The organism is Echinicola jeungdonensis, from assembly GCF_030409905.1.
Classification (GTDB): domain Bacteria; phylum Bacteroidota; class Bacteroidia; order Cytophagales; family Cyclobacteriaceae; genus Echinicola; species Echinicola jeungdonensis.
Genome location: NZ_JAUFQT010000002.1, coordinates 69,709 through 93,206, shown reverse-complemented (window position 1 = coordinate 93,206; position 23,498 = coordinate 69,709). Strand labels below are relative to the sequence as shown.

General features: G+C 40.8%; 11 protein-coding genes. 3 read left to right on the top strand and 8 right to left on the bottom strand.

The window, feature by feature from the left end; genetic code table 11:
* Positions 1–74: 74 nt before the first annotated feature.
* From QWY93_RS13795 to QWY93_RS13760, 8 genes are all read right to left on the bottom strand, one after another.
* On the bottom strand, positions 75–2,213 hold the full coding sequence (locus QWY93_RS13795; protein ID WP_290248933.1) for an endo-1,4-beta-xylanase: 2,139 nt from the start codon (positions 2,211–2,213) through the stop codon (positions 75–77).
* Positions 2,214–2,241: 28 nt separating this feature from the next.
* Positions 2,242–3,267, bottom strand: a complete 1,026-nt coding sequence (locus QWY93_RS13790) for a DUF5627 domain-containing protein (RefSeq protein ID WP_290248932.1) — start codon at positions 3,265–3,267, stop codon at positions 2,242–2,244.
* 55 nt (positions 3,268–3,322) lie between these two features.
* A complete protein-coding gene (locus tag QWY93_RS13785; RefSeq protein ID WP_290248931.1) occupies positions 3,323–5,098 on the bottom strand; it encodes a RagB/SusD family nutrient uptake outer membrane protein in 1,776 nt (591 codons plus the stop codon).
* 17 nt (positions 5,099–5,115) lie between these two features.
* A complete protein-coding gene (locus tag QWY93_RS13780) occupies positions 5,116–8,136 on the bottom strand; it encodes a SusC/RagA family TonB-linked outer membrane protein (protein ID WP_290248930.1) in 3,021 nt (1,006 codons plus the stop codon).
* Positions 8,137–8,176: 40 nt separating this feature from the next.
* Positions 8,177–10,072 carry a RagB/SusD family nutrient uptake outer membrane protein gene (locus QWY93_RS13775; protein ID WP_290248929.1) on the bottom strand — a complete coding sequence of 632 codons (1,896 nt, stop codon included), beginning with the start codon at positions 10,070–10,072 and terminating at the stop codon, positions 8,177–8,179.
* A 13-nt stretch (positions 10,073–10,085) separates the two neighbouring features.
* Positions 10,086–13,307: a SusC/RagA family TonB-linked outer membrane protein gene (locus QWY93_RS13770; protein WP_290248928.1), complete on the bottom strand. Its 3,222-nt coding sequence runs from the start codon at positions 13,305–13,307 to the stop codon at positions 10,086–10,088.
* Between the two features lie 1,549 nt (positions 13,308–14,856).
* Positions 14,857–16,011 (bottom strand): mannonate dehydratase, encoded by a 1,155-nt coding sequence (gene uxuA / locus QWY93_RS13765; RefSeq protein ID WP_290248927.1) that lies wholly within the window; start codon positions 16,009–16,011, stop codon positions 14,857–14,859.
* Positions 16,012–16,026: 15 nt separating this feature from the next.
* Complete coding sequence (locus QWY93_RS13760; protein ID WP_290248926.1) at positions 16,027–18,972, bottom strand: glycosyl hydrolase 115 family protein; 2,946 nt, start codon at positions 18,970–18,972, stop codon at positions 16,027–16,029.
* 332 nt (positions 18,973–19,304) lie between these two features.
* Here QWY93_RS13760 and QWY93_RS13755 point away from each other — a divergent pair, with 332 nt between their 5' ends.
* The 3 genes from QWY93_RS13755 (at position 19,305) to QWY93_RS13745 (ending at position 23,450) form a co-directional block, all read left to right on the top strand.
* Positions 19,305–20,339, top strand: coding sequence for a LacI family DNA-binding transcriptional regulator (locus QWY93_RS13755; protein WP_290248925.1), 1,035 nt, complete (start codon positions 19,305–19,307; stop codon positions 20,337–20,339).
* Between the two features lie 414 nt (positions 20,340–20,753).
* The gene (locus tag QWY93_RS13750) at positions 20,754–22,721 is read left to right on the top strand and encodes a right-handed parallel beta-helix repeat-containing protein (RefSeq protein ID WP_290248924.1); all 1,968 of its coding nucleotides are present in this window, start codon (positions 20,754–20,756) and stop codon (positions 22,719–22,721) included.
* Positions 22,722–22,736: 15 nt separating this feature from the next.
* Positions 22,737–23,450 carry an L-rhamnose mutarotase gene (locus QWY93_RS13745; protein WP_290248923.1) on the top strand — a complete coding sequence of 238 codons (714 nt, stop codon included), beginning with the start codon at positions 22,737–22,739 and terminating at the stop codon, positions 23,448–23,450.
* Positions 23,451–23,498 lie beyond the last annotated feature (48 nt).

Below are 23,498 nucleotides of genomic sequence, written 5' to 3'. Positions count from 1 at the left end.
TAAAATGAAAGTTTTTTCAAACGACAAAAAAAGCCAGTGATAGCACAATGGCATATCACCGGCTTACCCCCTAATTATAATCCTTGAAGGCCTTCTAAGAAACCAACATAGGCTGGTTTTCTATCAAAGTTAACATTCCAAAGCCCTTGATGCTCTCCAGGAAGCCAGGAGGCATTGTCAGGACTGTCAGTAATGCCCCACACCGTAATGCCATATTGCTGTGCTTTTGGAACATATTCATTATAGGTATCCACTACATATTTATACATTTCAGCTTGCTGTTGAAGCATTTCAGGTGTAGGGTTACCTGAATTTATCCTCACATCCAGTTCTGAAACTTTAATCAGCTTTCCAGTTGCAGCCAACATTTCAAACATCTTGGCGATATTTTGCTTGTTGGAATCAATGCCAATATGCATTTGTGTACCTATTCCATCTACCTGTGCATCTTTGCTTTCCAGATAGGCGACATAGTCGATAATCCCTTGGCATTTATCAAGATTATACTCAAGATTATAGTCGTTGATAAAGTGAAGGTCGTCAGGATTACCATATTCCCTGGCCCATTGAAAAGCCTTGACCGCATAATCCTTGCCCAGATAGTCCTGCCAGTAAAATTCATCTGCAGCTTTATTGGCTTTACTAACTCCAGTTTTCAATTCATATGGATTGCCGTCATCCATAGGCTCATTGACCACATCCCAGGCTTTGACATGGTCAGCGCTATTGGATACCATACCGGAAATCCACCTTTCCAATTCTGAAGAAATAATAGCTTCTTTTTCTTCAGGTGTTTTTTGAACTAAAGTGGTGCTTCCTCCCGAAAGAGAGGCACTACTTAACACCACATTATCGATATAAACAGTACCTGCATATTCACCATAACTAATGATAAATCTTATCCTATCATCGGCCGTAGCGGTAGTCGTCAGCTCAACCTTGGTCCATTCCCTGGTAACCAATACTTGACCAAATCCATTGGAAGAATAGTTAGGGCTTTGTAATTCCGGCCGAATAATACCTTCCGAATCACCTTTTACCCAAAAACTCAGTTTATAGGTTTCTCCATTTTCCAATGGCTCGGCAAACCCATAGGAGGTTTGTACTTGCCAGAAACCTCCTGTAAGGGAAGGGTTGGTTACATAAAAAGCTTTGCCTTCTCCGCCAAATCCCATTCCGTCCTCAGTAATACCACGTGTGGAGTTGTTTCCCCAGCCTCCCCAGCCAGTACCGGATTCAAAGTCCCCATTAGAAATTAAATTATTGATGATTGGCTCTCCATTGGGGTCAAAAACGTACAGGTTATTGATATCCAAATAATAGGTTGTATTCGGAGAATAGCCCATATCAAATTTCAGCTTAAAGGAATCACCCTGAAAATCACTTACCCTAAATCGGATTTCTTGCCATGAAATAGAGGTTTGGAAGGTAGCTGATGGCTCTCCTGTTTCCATCCAGTCTATTTCAGGTTCGTTATTTTCCAATCCCTCAAAACTGATTCTCCCCTCACCCGGCATATCAGATTTGATATAAGCTACAATCTCATATTCCTTTCCTTCTTCAGTAGGAATATCAGGAATAGTGAATTGAAGGTCTTCCGGTGAAGACGCATTACCACCTGTGGACAGCTTTATGGCCGAAGTACCCTCGCCCATTCCTTTATTTTCCGCTATGGACACATCACCATTGGTACTATATCCGGAAAGTTCCCCTTCCTTAAGCCCCCCCAGCTCCAGTTCATTGGCAAAGGCAGGTGAATTTACGACCAAAGGCTCTAATAAACCATTCAAATAAGTGGCATTTTGGTTGGCATGCCAGCAAAGGGTATGTCCATAAACCGATATACCGGCAGATGAAGCCGCATTTAACATCGCATTTACCCCATCCAAAAGCAAACTTCCATTCGATTGTACCACTGCTCCATGCTTCATTCCATATCCTGCAGTAACTTCATGAAAATTACTGTTGATAAGTCGGTACATTACACCCTTATTGGCATATTCGGATTGTCCTACTGCACCACCAAGGATGAAATTGGGATTAGCGGTACTATCCAAGTAACTTTTTAAGGTATTATATGAATTCAATTCTTCCTGAATAGCAATACTTTCTGGCTTTTCGACCTTATATTCATCAAGAGGAACATAATCCACACAGGAAGCCATTAATGACAATGCTGCTCCCCCCAGAAAATTGATATATCTTTTTTTCATGTTAATTCGGGTTAAAATTATCTATAGGTTATTTCAGCACTGGGCTAAATGTTTCCATTCCAACTCCCCTGTCCCTAATCACCAATGTATCCACAGTTGCTACATGCATTTGGGGCAGATCAATCTCATATTCCAGGTAAACAGCATCCCGGTCCTGATTTCCCCAACTGGACTTTTCTCCATCCTTTACAAATTTTCCGTTACCACTTGCTGTGTAACCCTCATGTGCTGCAGAAACAGTACAGTTTCCTTCATCATCAAAGGATAGCAGGAGGTCGGCAGTAATATTTTCACCCCCCTCACCAGGAAATGATAGAGGGAATAGCACTTCCGAAAGAGATTGGGTTAATAATTCATTGATTTCATCATCCACCACGTTCTCTTCATGCCTAACAACCGTATCGTCTATAATATCAGGGTTCTTTCCTGAAATAATATCCCTGCCTCTTCTGAGGTAATTGCCATGCCATTCGTTAACATATTTTACAGCATACAAGGTGAAATCTTTTGGAGTTGGAAACCAGTCTTCAGCAATTGCTCTCCTTGGATTATCAACCACCGGAATACCGGAAAGCACCGAATCCGCATTCATAACCTCAGTGATTTTCACTGGTAGGACAAAAGTTTTCTTGATCGCACGTGGGTCATTGAAAAATGCGCCTGTGAGTTGTACCTCCACTCCTCCAGCAATTTCTCCCCTGGGAATGGTAACTGTCTCAGAACTTAATTGATAATATTCTGAGGAAAGGACTTCAACCTCGTCCCCTCCCTCTTCAAATAACAACCCTTCGGCCAGGGATTCGTCCACCTCAATCTGTACCGACACATCATTTGGAGAACTGTACACCCCTCCAGTGGTTACCATCAATTTAAACTTCCCTTCATTGTCCAGTGATGTATCAAAAATATCTTCTCCCATTGTAAGGGTTCTCACAGGAAACTGGTAAGCGAAATAGACCGTTTGGTAATCGAAATTGGGAAACTCCCAATCCTGGTTTTCGCATGAGGAGAACACCAAGACTAAGGCTATAATTATATATGGTATCTTTTTCATTGTATCTAAGTTTAAAGTAACTTTTATTCAAGGCTTATTTTCAGCTTTGGATTATTTACCATCCCCTATTTTGTTGGAGAGCACTGAATTTCAACCTTTCACTATATGGCACTGGCCCATAAATCATATAATCCTGATAAACACGATTTTCTACATCAATAATGGAGAAATCATCCCCATTTTCTATACGAATCCCCTGAGCGGTTTCAGTCAAATCCAAACCCCATCTTCTCAAATCCCAAAACCTGAATCCCTCAAAGCTCAGTTCCAATCTTCTTTCATTCCTGATCAATTCTCGCATGGCTTCCTGATCGCTTTTTATGGATTCCAAATAGGTGTCTCCATTGTCCGTACCAATTCCGGCTCGTTCCCGGATGGCTTTGATCACATCATAAGCAGAAAACCCAAAGGAACCACTGGCCATTGGCCCCCAAGCTTCATTGGCTGCCTCCGCATAAATCAAGAAAATTTCCGTGTACCGTATTCGAGGTTGAATGTGACGTTGTCCCGTATTGGCAACAGGGTCAAGGTTGACATCCTGGCGCAATAATTTGCGCATATAATAACCTGTCCGGGTAGAAGTTTCCACTTTGTTCAAGCCATCATTTGTATCAGAATCCAGGGCGGTATTAATAGTAGTCCCAGTCGGTCCCGCTGTACTTCCATTTAGTATAATAAATTGTGCAAGTCGACGGTCCCTATTGGCATAAGGTGCATCATCCGAATACCCGGAGGCAGGATCTGAAATTGGATAGCCATTGGCCATTGGAAAGGCATCTACCAAATTCTGGGTAGGGTTTACTAACCCGTCCCCATACAGGGTAGGTGGAAAATTTCGCGATTCCAGATTGTTGGAAGGTCCACCGATGGAGCCTCTCCAAAGTATCTCAGGTGGGTTGTTTCCTGCTCCCAAACCATCAATAACCGAAGTGTTATTGTACCAGGTGACACCATTTGGATCCAAGCCACTTACACCTCCAATGGTATTCAATAAATTTCCGGCATAGGTAGCAGCATCTGTCCATTTCGACTGATCCCCATCCAAATTGAACGAAGGACTAGCTGCCAAAAGTGCTACCTGGGCCCGGATTGCCCGCACAATTCTGCCTGAAACCAGTTGTTTTGCATCATCCCCAAACACCCGGTTATATTCACTCAACTGAGTGCCCGCTTCCCGGTACCTTGATGGCATCAACGAAGCATCGCTGATATTATAATAATCCATGGGCAGTAGATCCATTGCTTTTTCTATATCAGAATATATCTGAGCCATACATTCAGCAAATGTTGCTCTGGGAATATTGAAATCCGAATCCACGGTTTGGGGTTCAAGGAAGATAGGAACACCCAAAAGTTCTCCTTCTGAAATTCCCCCATGGGCTTGAAGCAAATAGTACATAAATAATGCTCTAAGACCATAGGTTTCACCTGTTAAACGGTCCATAAACATCTGGTTGACACGGGGGTTGGAAGCATATTCGGTATTTCCCACCTCCACCAGCATCTCGTTTAGGTATTGGATGGCCGAATTTGCACTTGACCACCTGTCCAATGGATTGTTATTGGATGCCCATTGCCCAGTAGCAATATTTAGGAATCCATTATCCAGATCATTACTCACGGCATCATCTGTAGCCATTTCACTAAATGAATATCCATTGGTAGGAATTCTTAGATAGGCATTTAACAACAGCCCCTGTATCATTCCAGGTCTTTCCCGGATGTTATCCTTGCTTTGGATATTTTCTACGGCAGGGTCAATTAGGTCGCTACAACCAGCAACTACCACCAAAGCAGTTATAATAAGTCCTATTTTTAAATTTATCTTCATTGTTCTTTTGGGTCTAGTTAAAACTTCGCTTTGATTCCAACATTATAAAACCTGGTCTGAGGAGCACTTCCAATATTCATTTCCAAAATATCCCTATTGGGAGCAATGGTTAACAGGTTGGCTCCATTGGCGTATAAATCCAATCCCTTCAAAAACCTTTCACCGAACATGCTGCCTGGAAAACTATAAGAAACCTGTACCCGGGTTAAATCAAACCTATTGGTGCTATACAACCAGAAATCAGACCCTCTGAAATTATTGGCACCATTTAAAGTCGTGAGACGTGGAAATGTGGCAGTTTCCTTAGTTCCTTCCGTCCAACGTCCCCTTACCACTTCAGAATATTTATCCTCACCATTTACCCAGAAGTAGTTATTGTTTTTCATGGCATTGGCTCCAGTACGTGCAGTTCCCAGGGCAAAAAAAGTAAAGTTCTTAAATTTGGCAGAAAGGTGTACCCCCATTGTCAAGGGAGCTCCGGACCAGCCACCTCTTCCGAGATAAACCTCATCCTGGGCATTTATTATTCCATCTCCATTTTGGTCTTTGTACTTGATGTCACCAGGTTTCACCTCTCCAAACGCTTGTTGGGGTGAGTTTTCAATATCATCTAACCCAGAGAAAAAGCCCAAACTTTCCAATCCCCATAATCCGTCCAATGGTTTCCCTATTCTACTTTGGTAATCATATTCAAAATTCTCTGATCTTTGAGTTGCCTTAGTATTATAGTAAATACCAGAAAACCCAAGGTTCCAATCCACTTGACCTATTTGTTTATTGAGGTTCAACTCAAAGTCAAAACCTGTCCTTTGGTCATTGTTATAGTTCACATAAGGGATCCAGGAAGATATGGGCCACCCTGTTACAAAATAGTTTGGGTAATTATTCCTATCCTGAAGGAAGAGCCCAGTCATTTTACTGACAAAGAATGAACCATTGAAAGTCACCAACTTATTAAACATGGAAGCATCCAGTCTTACACTGATCTCTTCCCTTTTGGGAAAATCCAGGTCGTAATTTTGCCCTCTCCTTACATCAGTAGCTGTATTATTCAGGCCATCTTTCCATTCATACCAAGATCCTTCATCGGTGTATATGCCTTCATATAGGTAATAATCTGTTATGTCCAGATCAGTATGAAGAATTCCCCCAGATACGGATAATTTCAGATTATCCACCACCGAAGAAGAAGCCATAAAATCTTCTTCACTAAGTCTCCAGCCCAATGATAAAGTAGGGGAAAAAGCATTTCGGTTACCAGGAGCCAATTTGGCACTATGGACCATTGCACCACTAAAGTCAATGTAATACTTTGATTTGTAGTTATAACTTCCATGCAAGCCGATATTGGCATTGCTCACCTTATGGTATATTCCGGATTCACCTGTTTGGAAACCATTGGCAATCAACATCGCTGAGATATGGTGCTTGTTGTCAATATGTCTCTGATAATCCAGTTTTCCGGAAAATGACAAGGTTTGCCTGAACCAGTTATTGCTGATATTTTGGGTTTTTGAACTGGCATCTTGTCCAAATTTGGTCAAGCTTGCTATTTCGTCCACCCCATTATAATTGGTCCAACTTGGCTGGTAAACAGCGTAATCATTATTGAATGAAAGGTTATAAGAAGTGGCATAATCTAGGCCAAAAAGAGAACTAAAGGAAAGTCCCTCCAGCACATTCCGCAAATCGGCATTCACCCCTGCATTAAACTGAAACTGCCTGTTGGTGTATTTAGAGGACCCACCTGCGTAACTTCCTGCAATGGGGTTGGTCTGATCCAACTGCGTCCCTCCAAGCAAATATTTCCCCTCAATCAGGTGCTGACTGTTTTGAACATAATTCCAGGCTTCTTCATCCTCTGGTGAAAGCATATCGATTGGAACCAGTGGAGTAAAACGATACGGCCTAAGGGTGGTGGATCCCCCCCAGTAATTCGCATTTATTCCCTTTCCATTATAAAATATAGCAGCCGCATCTACTTTAGCGGAAATAAAATCATTAAGGTTAAGGTCAACATTTCCTCGTATATTAAACCTTTCATTTCCATTGTTAGCAGCCTGACCAAAATTCAATACAGATCCTTCAGACCAAAATCCAATATTGGTATAATACCTTGCACTTTCATTACCCCCTGAAATTTCCATAGTGGCATCGTACCTGGTGTAGGCTTTTTGCAAATAGTCTTCTGAAAAATAATCTACATTAGGGTAGCGATAAGGATTATTTCCGGAAGCGTAATTGTAGATATCTTCTTCACTATACAAAGGACTTAGGCCATCATTTGTCCTGGCTTCATTATATAAGGCCATGTACTCACCTGATCCTAGATATTTCGGGTAACTTTTTGGTACATTTACCCCCACATTGGTTCTGACATCTATTGTTTGGGCATTGGCCACTCCTCTTTTGGTAGTGATCAACAATACACCTTTAGCACCGCGGCTTCCATAGAGAGCCACTGCGTTTACCCCTTTAAGGAAGGTGATCTGGGCTATTTCTGTGGGCATTACACTACCGATATCACGGGGAACTCCGTCTACCAAAGTTAAATAACTGCTATTACCCCATAGGTTACCATTGAATCCACCTACATATGCTTCCATGCCGTTCAAAGGGTAGGTTATGTAGTTTTCATTGATTATTTCAGGCATATTAACAGCCGATACACCCCCCATGATATCATTCTTTTCCTTAGTCTGGAAGGCAACCAGGACTTTTTCTCCTTCTAAATAAGGAAAGAGTACTATTTCTTCCAATCCAGCATTTGCTGGGATAATTTTGGTTTCATACCCTGGAGCTTCAGCCGCTAAGTAAGCATTTGAAGTCACCTCCAAATGCACCACTCCCAAGCTATCAGACACTGCGGAATATTCATCCCGATCGCTTGTGACAATTGCCCCTCCGATAGGATTTCCTGAACTTGCCCTAATTACTGGGTCAATCGTTATTTTCTTCGCATCCTGTGCCAGAAGGTGCAGGGGGAGAAGCACCATGCAAACACAGCATACCAAAACTGTTTTTATATTATTCATCATGTTTGTTCATTTAATTTTACAAGACAAAAAATTGATTCCATTACCACCCAGGATTCTGGTGAAATTCCGGATAAAGGCTCACATCAGCTAATTTTAGCGGTAACCAATAATGTTTGGAAGTAAAATTTCGTTCAATGATTACCTCTTCCCTCATGTTCACAATACGGTTTTCGGTTGGGTCCTCCGTATTGAACTCTCCGGATCGGTCAAACTCAAAAGAAGTCTTGATGGTATAAGGCTCTTCAATAAACAGCATCCATCTTCGCAGGTCATTGAACCTGTGCCTTTCGAAGGCCAGCTCCACAGCCCTTTCACGCCTTAATTCTGGCAGAAAATCCTCCACTGATCCTAAAAAATTCTCATGTACACCGACCATTCCCGCACGTTCACGGATCACGTTCACTGCTTCTACTGGAGTTTTACCAAAAGTAGAAGAAGTGGCACCAATACTGTTATATCCCATCAGGGTGGCCTCGGAATACATTAGATAAATATCTGCCAAGCGCATATAGGGAACATTGATATGTAAGGAAGATCCCCAATCATATGACCTGTCAAATCTATTGGCTGTCAACGGGGAGAATTTTCGGTTGACGTATCCTGATAGGCTTCCTGTTACAACATCCCTATAGCTGCCTCCTGAATAAAGGTTAGCATAACGATGGACTTCTTCATTAGGATCAGGAATAGCTCCTTGCACCACCTTGACACCATCATAAGCAATCCCTGCATAAAACCTAGGGTCACGCCCTTTCCAAGGATAGTTAGGGTCATACCCTGATTCAGGATCAGCTTGGGTGACATCGTCAGGTAATGGCAGGCCATTGGCCATCCCAAAATTATCGTGGACATAATTGGCTGTAGGGGAGAAGTTGGTTTGATCACCTTCACTAAGAAATAGAGGTAGATATTGTTTTGATATTCTCCAGTTTGATGAATTAGCAGAATAATAAGGAGCTCTAAATATGGCCTCTGTCCCACCAGGCAAAGCCCAATTTTGTCCAGTGGTATAGAAGTTATCATGATATTTATCAAATGGCATCAAGGCATATTGAGTCTCTCCACCCTCCACTAATTGCAATAATTCACCAAAAGTATCCGCGGCCTTCTTACAATATTCCATATTATAACTTTGGCTTCCTGTGGATACTGAGTTCATCAGGGGGCTTCCTGCCCAAAGGTAGTTTTTGCCCAGATAGCCCAATGCCATGATCTTGTTGATCCGAAGCTGGTTCTTGCCCAAGGTTCTTCTTCCCGCAGCAGTATCGTCCCAGTCAATAGGCAATAATTCCGCTGCTCTTTCCAAATCCTGCGCCACTTTATCGGCACTCTCATGATAACTCAAGCGCGGCAAAGTCAACTGCTCGTCACTTGGTAAAACATGATCCACATATGGCAATCCTCCAAAATACTGGATCAATGAGAAATGGAACCAAGCCCTGAAAAACAGCAACTGTCCTTCTATCAACCGTTTCTCTTCCTCTGTAGCATCTGTCATCAGGGAGAGATTTTCCAACCCCATATTGGCTTTTCGAATTCCATACCAGGCCAAGGGCCATAAACCTTGGTTATGATGATTACGGCCGGTATTAACTCCATTATCATCCAGCCAACCTTCACCTCCGCCATTTTCTATTTGCCATCCCCAGAAATTACCCCGATCCACATCGTAAGCAAAAGTGAATGTACCAGCAGTAGATTCTATTTCATCTTCTCCCCAATTCCAAGAACTTACCCAATTGGACAAAGTGAAATTGGGTACACAATGATAAAGCTCCTCCACATAGCCCTGGAAATTGGTGAAATTTTGGAAGGCCTGTTCTTCGGAAATGATAGATTCCGGTGTTTTTTCCAGATAGTCTTCGCAAGAGGAAACGATTAAAAACATCGCTATCCAAATGGATCCCCTTAATAGTGATTTAATATTGTTATTCATTGGATTGGCTCGTTTAGAATGTAACATTTAGACCCAGATTGACCCTTCTTACTGTAGGATAGGCTCCTTGGTAGGATGGTCCTCCAAAATTGGACTCCCTGTCATCCGGCATGTCAGTCCATAGCAGCAGGTTATTGCCATTTACGTATAAGCGCATATTGCTCATGCCCATTTTTCTGACCCAGTCCGACTGGAAATTATAAGCGATTTCCGCATTCTTTAGTCTTAGGTAGGATCCATCATAGAGGTACCTGGGACCGTAATTGTAGCTGGAAGGCTGAGATCGCCATCTCGGTAAGGGAGAATCAGCATTGGCATTTTCTTTGGACCAATAAGTACCTTCATCATATACTATGTTCAGCCCACCTGCCAAACTGGTCAGATAGACATCTCTGGTCACATTGTTAACTCCATAAAACTGAAGGAATAAGCTCAGCCCTTTATATTCTACACCTACATTGGTACTGTAGGTATTCTGAGGGACCCCTGAATACCCATAAGGAGCTGAATCGAAGCTATCAATTACACCATCACCATTAAAATCAACGATGTTGTAATTTCCGGGAAGTTTGGACATATCATTGGTATTATGCTGGGGACTTCCATATAGTTCATCCCAGGTATTATAATATCCCGCACTGATATGACTTCGGTATTGTCCCAGCTGATAGCCCGCATTCTTTTGGTAGTCAGGTCGCAATTCGGGATCATCTCTATTAATTACCTGATCTATGGCATGGGTCATGGCAAAATCACCCCAAAGCCTAATCCCGCTGTCAAAAGTGTGGTTGAGGCCTAAAGTAAGTTCGTAACCCTCAGTTTCTACCTTTCCCAGGTTGGCAGCAGGAGCGTTGGCTCCATAATAACTGGGTACAGAACGGCCGCTGGCCATTAGGATATCGATCCTGTTGTCTCTGAACCAATCCACACTACCATTGATTAGGCCTTGAAAAAGTCCGAATTCAAGCCCTAAGTTGTACTTATAAACTGTTTCCCATTTGACATTCGGATTACCAACCGAATTTTGCTGGAACCAGGTATAAGGGCTGTTTTCTCCACCTTGACCAATCACACCCATTTGGGAATTACCACCATAAGACCATTGGTCCATAAACAGGAATCTTCCCCCAATATTATCATCCCCCACTTCTCCATAAGAAGCCCTAAGCTTTAGCCGGTCCACAAAAGTGAGGTCTTTTATAAAACCCTCTTCGGAAATATTCCAGCCTAAGCCTCCTGACGAGAAAAATGCAAAACGATTTTCCGGAGAGAATTTTTCAGAGCCATTATAGGCACCGTTGTATTCGATCATGTACTTATTTTTATAATCATAAGTAGTCCTGAACACCCAATCCTCCCGGTAACTTGGTATTACACTACCAATGGCATCTTGCTGTCTGTTCATCAATCCCATCACAGAGTAATTATGCTTATCATCAATATTTCCAGCATAATTCAACTGCAACTGGTAAAAAACCCGTCTCTGTGCTCCTTGAACCGTTCCTCCTACATTGTCCCAAGTAATGGCCTCAACAAAGTCAAAACGTGTATTGCCATCCAAAAGATTAGTATAAACGGGGTTTCCGGTAACGGGATCAATCCATTTGGTAAAGGGACTATTATAAAGGTCATTTATTCCCCGATCATTTTCCCGAAAGGAATTATCCACCGCAAGGGTCCCTCTAAAATTCAGTCCTTTTATGACCATATCCAGGTCTTGCTCCAAAACAAAGTTGGTGGACAGACGGGTAGTAGTGATGTATTCAGCCCCACTGGCTGCCAAATTCAACAAGGAATTTTGAACTGCGTAATCTGAAGGTGCATATCGCCCATAAGCTCCATCAGAATATCGTGGCATAAAAGCATCCGGTGGGCTTTTATAGGCAGAATTCCAGTATCCCTCAGGAAAATCATAGGCCCAGGGAGCTTGTCGAACACCGTAAGTACCACCAAGGTTCACTCCCAATTTGGTAGAAGGTGTCAGCTTAAAATCGAGGTTACTTCTAAAATTAATCCTATTATAGTTAAAACCTGCTTGGTAGCCTCTTCCCGTATCAAATTTGCGGAACAAATCGCCTTCATACTGATAATCAATACTTGCAAAATACTTGGTAAATTCAGTACCACCGCGAATCCCTACATTGGCATTATAAGCCATAGCCTGATCTTTGAATACCACATCCTGCCAGTTTACATTTGGATACCTTTCCATTTCTTCCAGATTGGCTGGAAATCGGTACTTTAATCTCATGTCTTGGGGAATCATTTCATCCCAACTGTCGGGGCTCAATGACAATTCACGTTCAATAGCTCGGTTTCTTACCCCAATGGCATCATAGGAATCCAGTTTACCAGGCAACTTGGAAACCGATTTCATGGTAGAACTGAAATTGGCTGTAATTTCAGCTTTTCCTTCACGTCCCCTCTTTGTGGTCACTATGATAACACCATTAGCTCCCCTGGATCCAAATACGGCAGTTGCTGAAGCATCCTTTAATACAGAAATCGATTCCACTGAATTGATATCCATGGTGCTAAAAAATTCTGGCCGTTCTACCCCATCCACCAGGATCAATGGGGAGTTTCCATTCCAACTGTTCTGTCCACGGATAACAATTTGTGGCATTTCCTCACCGGGGAGACCTGTACTTGCGGTTGTTATTACTCCTGGAAGATTACCAGTCAACGCTTGACCTACATTTGAAACTCCACCAGTTCTTTTCAAAACCTCACCATCAGTTTGGGTAATAGCCCCAACAATAGTTTCTTTTTTCTGCTCTGCATAACCAACTACAACAACTTCATCCAAAGACTGCATGTCTTCCTTTAAATAAATATCGATTGTACTCTGGGTCCCAACGGTAACTTTTTGCTTTATAAAGCCCACAAAGCTAAATACGAGGACATCTCCTTCGTTTACATCGATGCTATATTCTCCATCCACATTGGTTACCGTTCCCTTGGTTGTGCCTTCTACTCGAACCGTCACACCAGGAATTGGCATTCCATCTGATTCGGATATTACTTTTCCTGTTATATTAACTAATACCATCAATGACTCACCAAAAGGGTCTGGGTTATTGGAGCTATTTTTTGTATTGGACCCTTTTGCAGGAACTTCAAGGTAATTGTCGGTTCCAGCCTTTAATCCAGTCGTCAGAAACAACTGAAAGACAAAGACTCCCAACAAAAATTTGGAAAGCAAATGAATTTGCCTTGGTATTGATCTTTCCATACTTTATTTATTATTTTAAGTAGATAAAACTTGAGATTCAGCCTATTAAATCGAACATTATTTATAGGCTTTTAGGCAGAAAAGGAATCCTTTCTGCCATCTTTCAACTACTGTTTTGGATTTTTTCATAGTTTATTGATTTTTTGGGTTATTATTTTTCACATTCCATTCTTCATCAATTAATTCCTTACCAATTTCCATCTAACCCTCCTTGCAATCGTTTTATTTTTTTTATTTAATTCCTATTTCCGGAGTGTAAATTCTGATAAAACCTTGGCCCTTTGGATAGTTATTATATTGGAACTAATAATGATGAGAATCTACCTTTCAGTGTAAATCAATCTCAATAATTATAAGGAGATTGGTGGGTGAACTTTTACCCTGGGATAATATACATCAGGACAAAAATCATATAGATGGGTAAAAAATTGAATCCACCTTTTTAAACTAGAAAAATGGATTTCATTAGAATTGTCTTTATCTGTTTTGACTTTAGAGTAGTGTTTTTTCATATTAAATTGGGTTTTTGTTTTTTGAATAATCCAAATGTATCAAGAACTTAAGTAAAAACCACTATCAGCATATTGAGTCAAAACACTGATTACCAGCACTTTAACTACATTGTTGCGTTTATTAAAAGTGTTAATTACAAAGGCAAAAGTTACTTTAAAGTGTCTGTAAAATAATATTAATACATTTATTAAAAATCTTTGTTTCACTTAAGTCAAAGCACTGTATATCAACAACTTACCGCTATAAAAAACAGATTTTATTATGAGTTTTTATAAAAATTGCGTTTAGGTTTTGGTTTAATCGGGAATGTTTTTTTAAGATCAATAAAGTCTAAACCAAAAGTGGAGAGGTAGGCACGTAAATATTAAATTTCAAGTTGGAAGATAAGATTTGGCTTGGTTTTACTGGTTCCCTACCATTTGTTATAGTTCTAAAACCACCTACTTTGTGAGCCAATTTCTTAGAGGCAGATCAATTACAACTTAAGTTAGGGATACTCTCACCTGGTAGGGAAAAAGAAAAATTTTAATTGCATTAAAAATAAGTTTATTGGCCTTCACCATTGCTTGCTGTGAAAACAATCTGGAGCTGGATATTTACAATTGGCCATAGAGTTTAAGTACATTTAAATCCAAAAACTATTAGCCTGAAACAGCACCAAAACCCACCACCTTTTGGCAGGATTTCAACTCAAACAGATTTTTTTTCTCAAAGCTTGAGAATTTCACCAATGCCCTTTAACTAAGAAAAATATCCCCGGGTGATTGCTTTTGTAAGCCGGTACCCGGGGAATATATATTGGACCTTTTCTGTATCCCTTGGTTTTTCTTAATAATTACAATTTTTCCCAATAAATGTTTTTGAGGATTTTTCGACTTAAATAAATTAAGGAACTGAGGCCCCTTCCTATTTTAATAGCGTTGGCCTCAGGCAAATGGGAATGCCTTTTATTTCGAACTGAATTATACACAAAATATCCACATACCATAAATACCCACTAATACGTTCCCCAAATTCCTCCCAAATACCTAATAACCTACCTCATCAATCCCATTTCCAAGCCTCTCAGCTCTGCCAGTCCTTTTAACCTACCGATGGCAGAATATCCCGGATTGGTGACTTTTTGGAGATCATCCAGCATTTGATGCCCATGGTCCGGGCGGAAAGGAATTGGCTTCTCCCTGTTGGCATTGAGTTTTACCAGTTGCCGCATGATTGCCACCATATCCACATCCCCATCCAAATGGTCTGATTCATGGAAATTCCCTAATTCATCTTTTTTCACATTCCTTAGGTGGGCAAAATAAACCCGCTGCCCTACTGCCTCCAAAATGCCTGGCAAATCATTATGGGCACCTGCACCCAAGGAACCGGTGCAAAAGCAAATCCCATTAAAAGGCTGGTCCACCGCTTTGATAATAAATTCTAAATCCTCCTTACTGGAAGCTATCCTTGGCAAGCCCAAAATAGGAAATGGGGGATCATCCGGGTGAATGGTCATCTGTATGCCTTCCTCCTCACATACATCTGCAATGCTGGAGAGAAAATAAGCCAGGTTTTCCTGTAGGCCTTGCTTGCCTATCTTTTCATAAATTCCAATGCTTTCCTGTAATGCTTCCAATGTCACCCCTCCTTCGGTAGGCACACCCATCAAAATGACTTCCACCAGTTCATCCAACTGCTTTTTGGACATGGATTGGTATCGATCTTCTACTTTGTCTAAAATGGCTTTTTTGTAAAAATCCTCTGCATCTTTCCTTTTTAGAATCTTTAGATCAAATACCGCCAAATCGGTCCAATCCAGATAAAGGGCTTTGGCTCCATTGTCCAGTGGCCAGGCCAAATCGGTCCTTGTCCAATCCAAAACCGGCATAAAATTATAGCAAACAGTTTTGATCCCACAGGAAGCCAAATTCTTTAGGGTCTGCCGGTAATTTTTAAGATAAAATTCACAATCCTTATTGCGGGTTTTGATGGCTTCATGTACTGGTACACTCTCCACCAATGCCCATTCCAGTCCAGCAGCCTCAATCAATTCCTTCCTTTCCCGGATCATCTCCACCGGCCAAACTTCCCCATGAGGAATTTGATGCAGGGCAGAAACTACTCCTTTTGCCCCTGCCTGACGAATGTCCTGCAAACTTACCGGATCATTTGGCCCGTACCATCTCCATGTTTGGTATAATTTCATTTTATTATATCTCTATTATTGATTATTAAATTGAGTCGAAGGCAACTTTCCATAAGGGAAATCTATTCCAGCCAGGTCGATGTACACATAATCCAACAACACCCCTGGGTCAACCCAATAAACTTTTACACTGTGTTTTCCTTTCTCTAAAGGTCCTACCTTAATTCCCTTTGTGGTTTTATTCGACAATACGTTTTCCTTCCATTCTTCACTCCTGCCATGGGTTTCAAAATCCACCACTTTAACCGGACCTTTATCTACCGAATATGCAATCCGCAATTCATTTTGATCCGTCAGTGGATGTGTAGGAATAGCTGTAAATAATATTTCAGCATCCTCTGAATTATGATGCAGGAAGAAATCATAGCTCAAATGAGAAGAATTTTCAGAAATATTATCCTCTGAAATACTTGGAGCCTTTAATGGCAAGGACTGCATGACAGCCCCACTATGTCCCAAGCCAACAACCTTTTCCCATTTTTGTCCATTTGAAGCTTGGGATTGTGAATAATCCTCCGCATTGATCACTACAAAGTGATTGCCCTCAAGGTGTTTTATTTCCTCTGGGGGCAATGGTCTTTTTTCTCCCTTGACCGCAAAAGTGAAATCCTGATTTCCGGCCTGGATCACAATTTCTTCTTCAAAATTTTCCTTCTCCACCTTCGACCAATCGATATTTACCCAAATTCTTTCCTCCAAGGGGCCTATTTGGGAAGAAATTTTTCCTTCCTGCTTGCTCACCTCAATCCATTCCTGAGATGCTTTTACCCTCCAATTAGCTTCCCCTTTTTGCTTTAAATAGACATCTAAAAAATGCTTTTGGTCTGTCCAGGAATTAAATTCCGGAAAGTCTTCATTTCCCTTGGCAAAAGCAGATTTCTCAGGGCTTATTCCTACCAAATTTTGAGCGGAATTCCCATTAGGCAATTCAATTTTCGGCTTTTGGTACACTGGAAGGTTCCTGGGGGCCATATCCATCATATGATTCCATTTTCCTCCAATCAATTCCTGATTGTAAAATTCAGTTTCATTAACAATTTTATCATAAGCTTCTTCACTCCTTGCTTTATAATTTAGAGCAGAAAGCCGATCTTCTTCTGCATAGTGCATCGCCTTGTCCTTGTAGAGGAATTTCTGATTCATCAATGAGGCTGATATTACAGGATAATAGCCTAACTGATAAAAAGCTGGAAATTCTTTTTCAGGCATTGAAGCTTTAATATCCTCAATGCGTGATTCCAGATTTTTATAGGCATCCAAACGTTTTTGGGCTTCATCACCCCAGCTTTTATGGGCATAGGCTGAAGAATATACCGGGGTGGTAGGTTCGGTCTGGCTCCAACCCATAAATTCGGGTCTCCTCTCAAAAGCCAGGTCATAATAAGTCCATATGATTTCACCCAATTCCTTTCCTTGTTTTCCAAAAATAGATTGGTACCAATCATTAAGATGTTTTTTGGAATAGCTTGGATCCTTAAAAGGGTCAGCCTGATAAGCCATATCCATAAAAAGTTCAATATTGTACTCCAATGGCTTGATATCTCCCACATTCAACACCCAAATTTCCCTGCAATCCATTTCATAGGCTTTCATCATTTCCTCTCGAATCAAGGCAGGATGGGTTGTGCTCAACCAAAGGTAATCATGGGGCCTTCCCCAGTAAGAAGCGTGATAATAAACCCCTGTCCCACCTTCTCTATTTCTTTCTTCCGCATTGCTCAATCTTCTGATATACCCATAGTTGTCATCCGGCCAAATCATGGTGATATCTTCTGGCAAATCCAATCCGGCATCATAAATATCCAATACTTCTTTGTAGGCTGTAAATGCCTGGGGAATTTCCTCAACATCCTTCGAAATATATTCTGAAATCAGGCCTCTTTGGTCTGCAATCACATTTTCCAAAATACCAGCTGCCTGATCATAACTATCCACTCCTTCCATTCCGCTGTCATGGATTCCCCTCATACCAACGGTATAAATTGCATTAAGCCCCTGGCTTTCTTTCACCCTTTTTTCCCAATAAGAATAAACTTGTTCCTTGTTGGTCTGGTAATTAAAATCTCCCATTTCATGGTGATCCCATTCATCTACATTATTTCTTAGCATGGGTTCTGCATGGGACGTTCCCACCACAATTTGATAAACCATGGCCATTTCCGGATTGCCGGGATAATGAAAGAAGGCCTTGGTGCTTGGGTGCATGGCCGGCCAGATATAATTCGCCTTCAAGCGCAACAATAATTCAAAAATCTTAGCATAGGTCTTGGGCCCAATATCTCCTGTGGATGATTCAAAGGTCTTTTCAGCCCAAGGCTGTAATCCCCAATCCTCATCATTGAGAAAAATCCCGCGATATTTAACAGAAGGAGTATTGGACACATAAGGCAAGTCTGCTAAAGTTACCCGCTCCTGTTTCTCCACCGGAACATCTGCCCACCAATACCAAGGGGAAACGCCAATTCTTTCAGAGATTTCAAAAGCCCCAAAAGCAGTTCCCCTATCATCTGAACCAGCTATCACCAAGCATTTTCCAGGATTTTCCTGACCCTTTATTGGATGGACTTTCAGGGAAAATCTTTCCCATCCCCCTTTTAGATGCTCCAATTCTTGCACTTCCTTCCCCAAAAAATTTCTGATAATTTCACTTTCAATTTTCCCGATTAAAATCACACTTTGGCCATTGGAAGGAAAAGAAGTGGCTACTATCGGCCGCTTTCCAATCACCCTTTCAATATCTTCAGATAATAAATGAGCGGAAATGGAATCAAGATCACTACCATTTTTATCATAAACAATGGTTGAGTTTTCGTTGATCTCAAAATTGACACCTTCTGTCCGTGAAATAACAGGGTTATTCCCTGCACATCCCCACAAAACCAATAAAAAAACAGGAAAAATTGTGACTTTTCGGGCTTTCAATATTTTATCCTTAAACACTTTTACAATTGGGTCGTTCATAACAGTTAGTTTTGTAAACTTTTTGCGGGCCAAATAGATGTATTTCCTTTTCTTTTAAATAAGGAACCACCGATTTGATCAAGGTTCCCTTTTTAATCCCCTAAAGCTCAATATTATTACTAATTATTGCAACCGATTTCATGTTTTTTTATGGGTTAAAAAAGCTAAATTTTGATAAAAAAATGGTTATACCAAATATAAAACGATATTGCACAATCTTTTTAAGTGAAAATATTATTTATTTAATGAAACCGATTTCATACCTTTAATATTGACAAAAATTAGTGGAATCAATATGGCTAAATAATTCAACTATTCTCCTTTAGAAAAAGATGGAATATAAAGAAATCACTATATACGATATTGCCAATAAAATCGGAGTTTCTCCAACCACGGTAAGCCGGGCTCTAAATAATCACCCTGCAGTAAATGAAAAGACAAAATCCAAGATTTTACAAGTGGCTGAAAAATTAGGATACCGGTCCAATTTTTTCGCATCCAATTTGCGAAGCAAAAAAACCCAAAACGTTGGTGTCATTGTACCCAGGCTTAACAGCTCTTTCCAATCCTCAGTAATTGCAGGCATGGAAAAAATAGCCAATGAGACAGGTTACAACTTGATTATCAGCCAGTCTCTAGAATCTATCGAAAAAGAAAAGACCAATGCAAGAACCATGTTTAATAGTCGGGTGGACGGCCTTTTGGTTTCCTTGTCCAACGATACAGCCAATATCCATCATTTTTTGCCTTTTAAAGAAAAGGGAATCCCTGTAATTTTTTATGACCGGACTCCTGAAGAAGGTCCCTTTTCCAGTGTTGTTATCGACAACACCCAGGCCACCTACAATTCCACGAAACACCTCATCCAGCAAGGTTGTCAGCAAATCATTCATGTATTGGGTAAACTTGACATAAACATATATGCCAACCGACTAAAAGGTTATAAATATGCGTTGATGGACCATGACATCCCTTTTTCCCTTGACAAGGTCCTTCAATCAGATTTAAATGAGAATTCTGGAGAAGAATTAGCTCAAAAAATCCTTCAAATGAAACCTTTTCCCGATGGCATATTGGTTTCCAATGACATATGCGCGGCCAGTTGTCTTCAAACTTTAAAAAGCCAAGGAATCAAAATCCCTGAAGACATTGCAATTGTTGGTTTTAACAACGACATGGTATCCCGCATGGTGGAGCCAAAGCTTAGCACCACCCATTATCCGGGGTATGAAATGGGGGAAGTGGCCATGAAAAATTTGATCAGCCAACTTGAAGCCCCTTCAAAAACCATCCAGAAAACCCAACAGACGGTTACCTTGCGTTCCCATTTGATTATCAGAGCTTCTTCATTGAGAAAAGGAAAATAGGCCGGAGAGTATTTGGTATATGGGGTATATGGTATTTAAGTAATCCACCATTCAAAAGTTTCCAATTAGTTGTTGGGACCCGGATCTAGAACCTATCCGAATACCTAGACCAAACCAGTTACAATAAATAATCATGGGAAACACCAGCCGCGGGACTGGGATGCAGTATTTTAGTATATTGTATTCGTATAATTTCGTCATCAATTCCATGTCCAATATCTAAAATCAATTTTCTTTTATTTCGCAATGGAAAAAATAAAATTACTTTCAATTCAAGACTATTCATCCGGCTCTATAACCCCTAACCCCATTTCACCTTGATTTATAAATTTGATCGCAGTTTAATTGTGTGCAAATTTCAATTTAATAACTGGTAATTTTTGAGTTGATTTTCAATTTACCCGAAAAATGAATATGATAAAATATAGACTGGTATTCGCTCTTTTTTTATTTGCTGTTGTATTTTCTGCTCACGCTCAGCAGGAAATCCATGTTAGCCCAAGTGGAAAAGACAAAGCCAAAGGAACCCTTAATAACCCCACTTCTATTCATCAAGCCCTTAATATCATTGCCCAAAAAAGCAAATCCATGCAATCAGATATCCATGTATATCTGCATGAAGGGCGATATCCATTGGGCTCCCCAATCATTCTTAATCAAAGCCATTCCGGAAAAAATGGTCATGATGTGGTTTTCAAAGCCTATGAAAACGATCAACCAGTAATCAGCGGAGGACTTCAGGTTACAGGTTGGGAAAAGGTTAGCGGAAATATCTACAAAGCACAGCTGGACCGGGATTCCAAACTCCGTTCCCTTTTTGTCAATGGAAAAAGAATGAGAATGGCAAGTACAGAAACCCCTGTTCCTGGATTGGGAAATTGGGGAAAATTTAACATTTCTGGTGAGGAAGATTGGGCATTTGGTGAAGGCTCAGGAATTGATGGAATAAAATTCTCCTCTTCTGACATTGGCTTATACCATAATCCAGAAGATATTGAACTGGTTCAATTTAACATCTGGACCGAAAAAATTCTTTGTGCCAGGGAATTTGAACACCTTGGCGATACTACTGTTGTAAAACTCCAACAGCCTTATGGGGCCATTGCCACTACTATGGCTTGGGCAGGAAAAATCAATTACAATAAAAACTTTGTGATCCGAAATGCCATGGAGTTATTGGATACCCCTGGGGAGTTTTACTTTAACAGAAAAACAAAAACGCTCTACTATTATAGTTTGGGCGAAGATATGTCCAAAGCAGAGGTCATTGCCCCTACTTCTGAAGGCTTGATAAAAATCCAGGGAAGCTCAACAAGTGCTAAAGCTAGACATATAGGGTTTGAAGGAATCACCTTTTCCCATGATGATTGGCAATTGATGGAAGTAGCGGGTTCACATGGATTTGCAGGGATCCAAAGCTTGGCCCTAGCGGTAAAATATATTCCAGGTGGCAATTGGCATCCTACCCAATACAATAGTACTGACGTTCCAAGAGGAGCTATTGAAATCAAAAATGCATCGGATATCTCTTTTGTGAGAAACAGGTTTGAAAAAATAAATGCTGCAATTGCCATCAATATGGTCAATGATGTCAAAAACGCTGAAGTTATTGGCAATGTCTTCCATAACAACCTGGGAAATGCAGTAAACATTGGCCATCCCCAACATTATAAGATTGGTGATGGTGACTTATTTGGGCCTGAGAAGGAAGGGCTCTGTGAAAACATCTTGGTTTCCAATAATTACCTTAGGAATATTTGTCTTGATTTTAGACAGGTGGAAGGAATCACCTCATTTTTTGTGGCCAATACCAGGTTTGAGCATAACGACATTGAATGGACTCCCTATGGAGCCATTACCTGTGGTTGGTGGTGGGGCAATTCCGATATCCCAGCCTCCACAGTAGCCAAAAACAACCATATCAGGTATAATAAGGCAGGAAACACCCATCAGGTTTTGGATGATGGAGGTATCATTTATGTGCTTGGTGAGCAACCCAACTCCACCATTGAAGGCAATTATGTATTTAATGGGCCCAGGTGTATCTATCCTGATGACGGATCTGCCTATTGGACCATTACCCGCAATGTTGTTGGAAACCCAAGTTATAAATGGATGTGGCTGCACCTTTGGACCAAAAGATGCCATGACATTGTAGCCCGGGAAAATTATGTCAAAAACAACCTCCTGATGGATAATGGGACCAATGACATCATTGAGGAAACCTATTCCTTTAGGGAAGATGAATTCTCCGGAAAAGCCCAGGAAATCATTGAACATGCTGGTATAGAAAGGGAATACCAGGATATCATTCCTGAAAAAGAGCCTGAAAGAATCAATATTTTTCCTAAAGAATTCAAGGAAAGGGACGTGTTCCACTAATTAGAAAAATAAACCGTGAAAACCACAAATAACAATAACATCAGGCCAGCCATTTTGCTGGCCTTTGTCCTTGCCCTTTTTTCTTGTTCCCCCTCCAATAGGCAAAAGGAAAACAAAGAAATTACTGAAAAAGAAGTTTTTAGGCTAGGTTATGAATTGATCCTGGAAAATGAAAAGGACAAAGAAACCTTAATGACATTTTTGGAGCAGGGAACTTCTTTGGATATATATCAATGGAAAAACCATGTTTTGTTGTGGGGATGGCCCAAAGATACTACTGGAACTGCAAAGTTGATCCATAATGCACCGGTAGAGGTCAAAACCAAATTTTACCAAGACCCTTTTTACGCTTTCAACAGGGAGGAACGCTGCAAAAATAGAACAAAGGCAGATCAATGGAAAGACTACCTACTTACTGCCAACCTGGTAGAAGACCAGGCAAAGCAGCGGGAATACCTGGATTATCACAAAACACAATTTGAAGAATGGCCTGAAATAGCAGAAGGGTTCTGCAATGCTGAATTTCAGCAATTATTGGTTTTCAGAAATGGCCGCCAGCTTTTGCTTGTAATTTCCATCCCCTCCGGAAAAACCCTGGATGAACTCAATCCCAAAACTACCGAAAACAATCCAAGGGTGGACGAATGGAATGCCATCATGTCCCAATATCAAGAGGGAATTCCAGGTACAGAAGAAGATGAAATTTGGGTGTTTTTGGAGAAAAATTGAGACCTTACTAGGCATCAAATAAACCAAGAGTGAATGGTTATGTTAGAA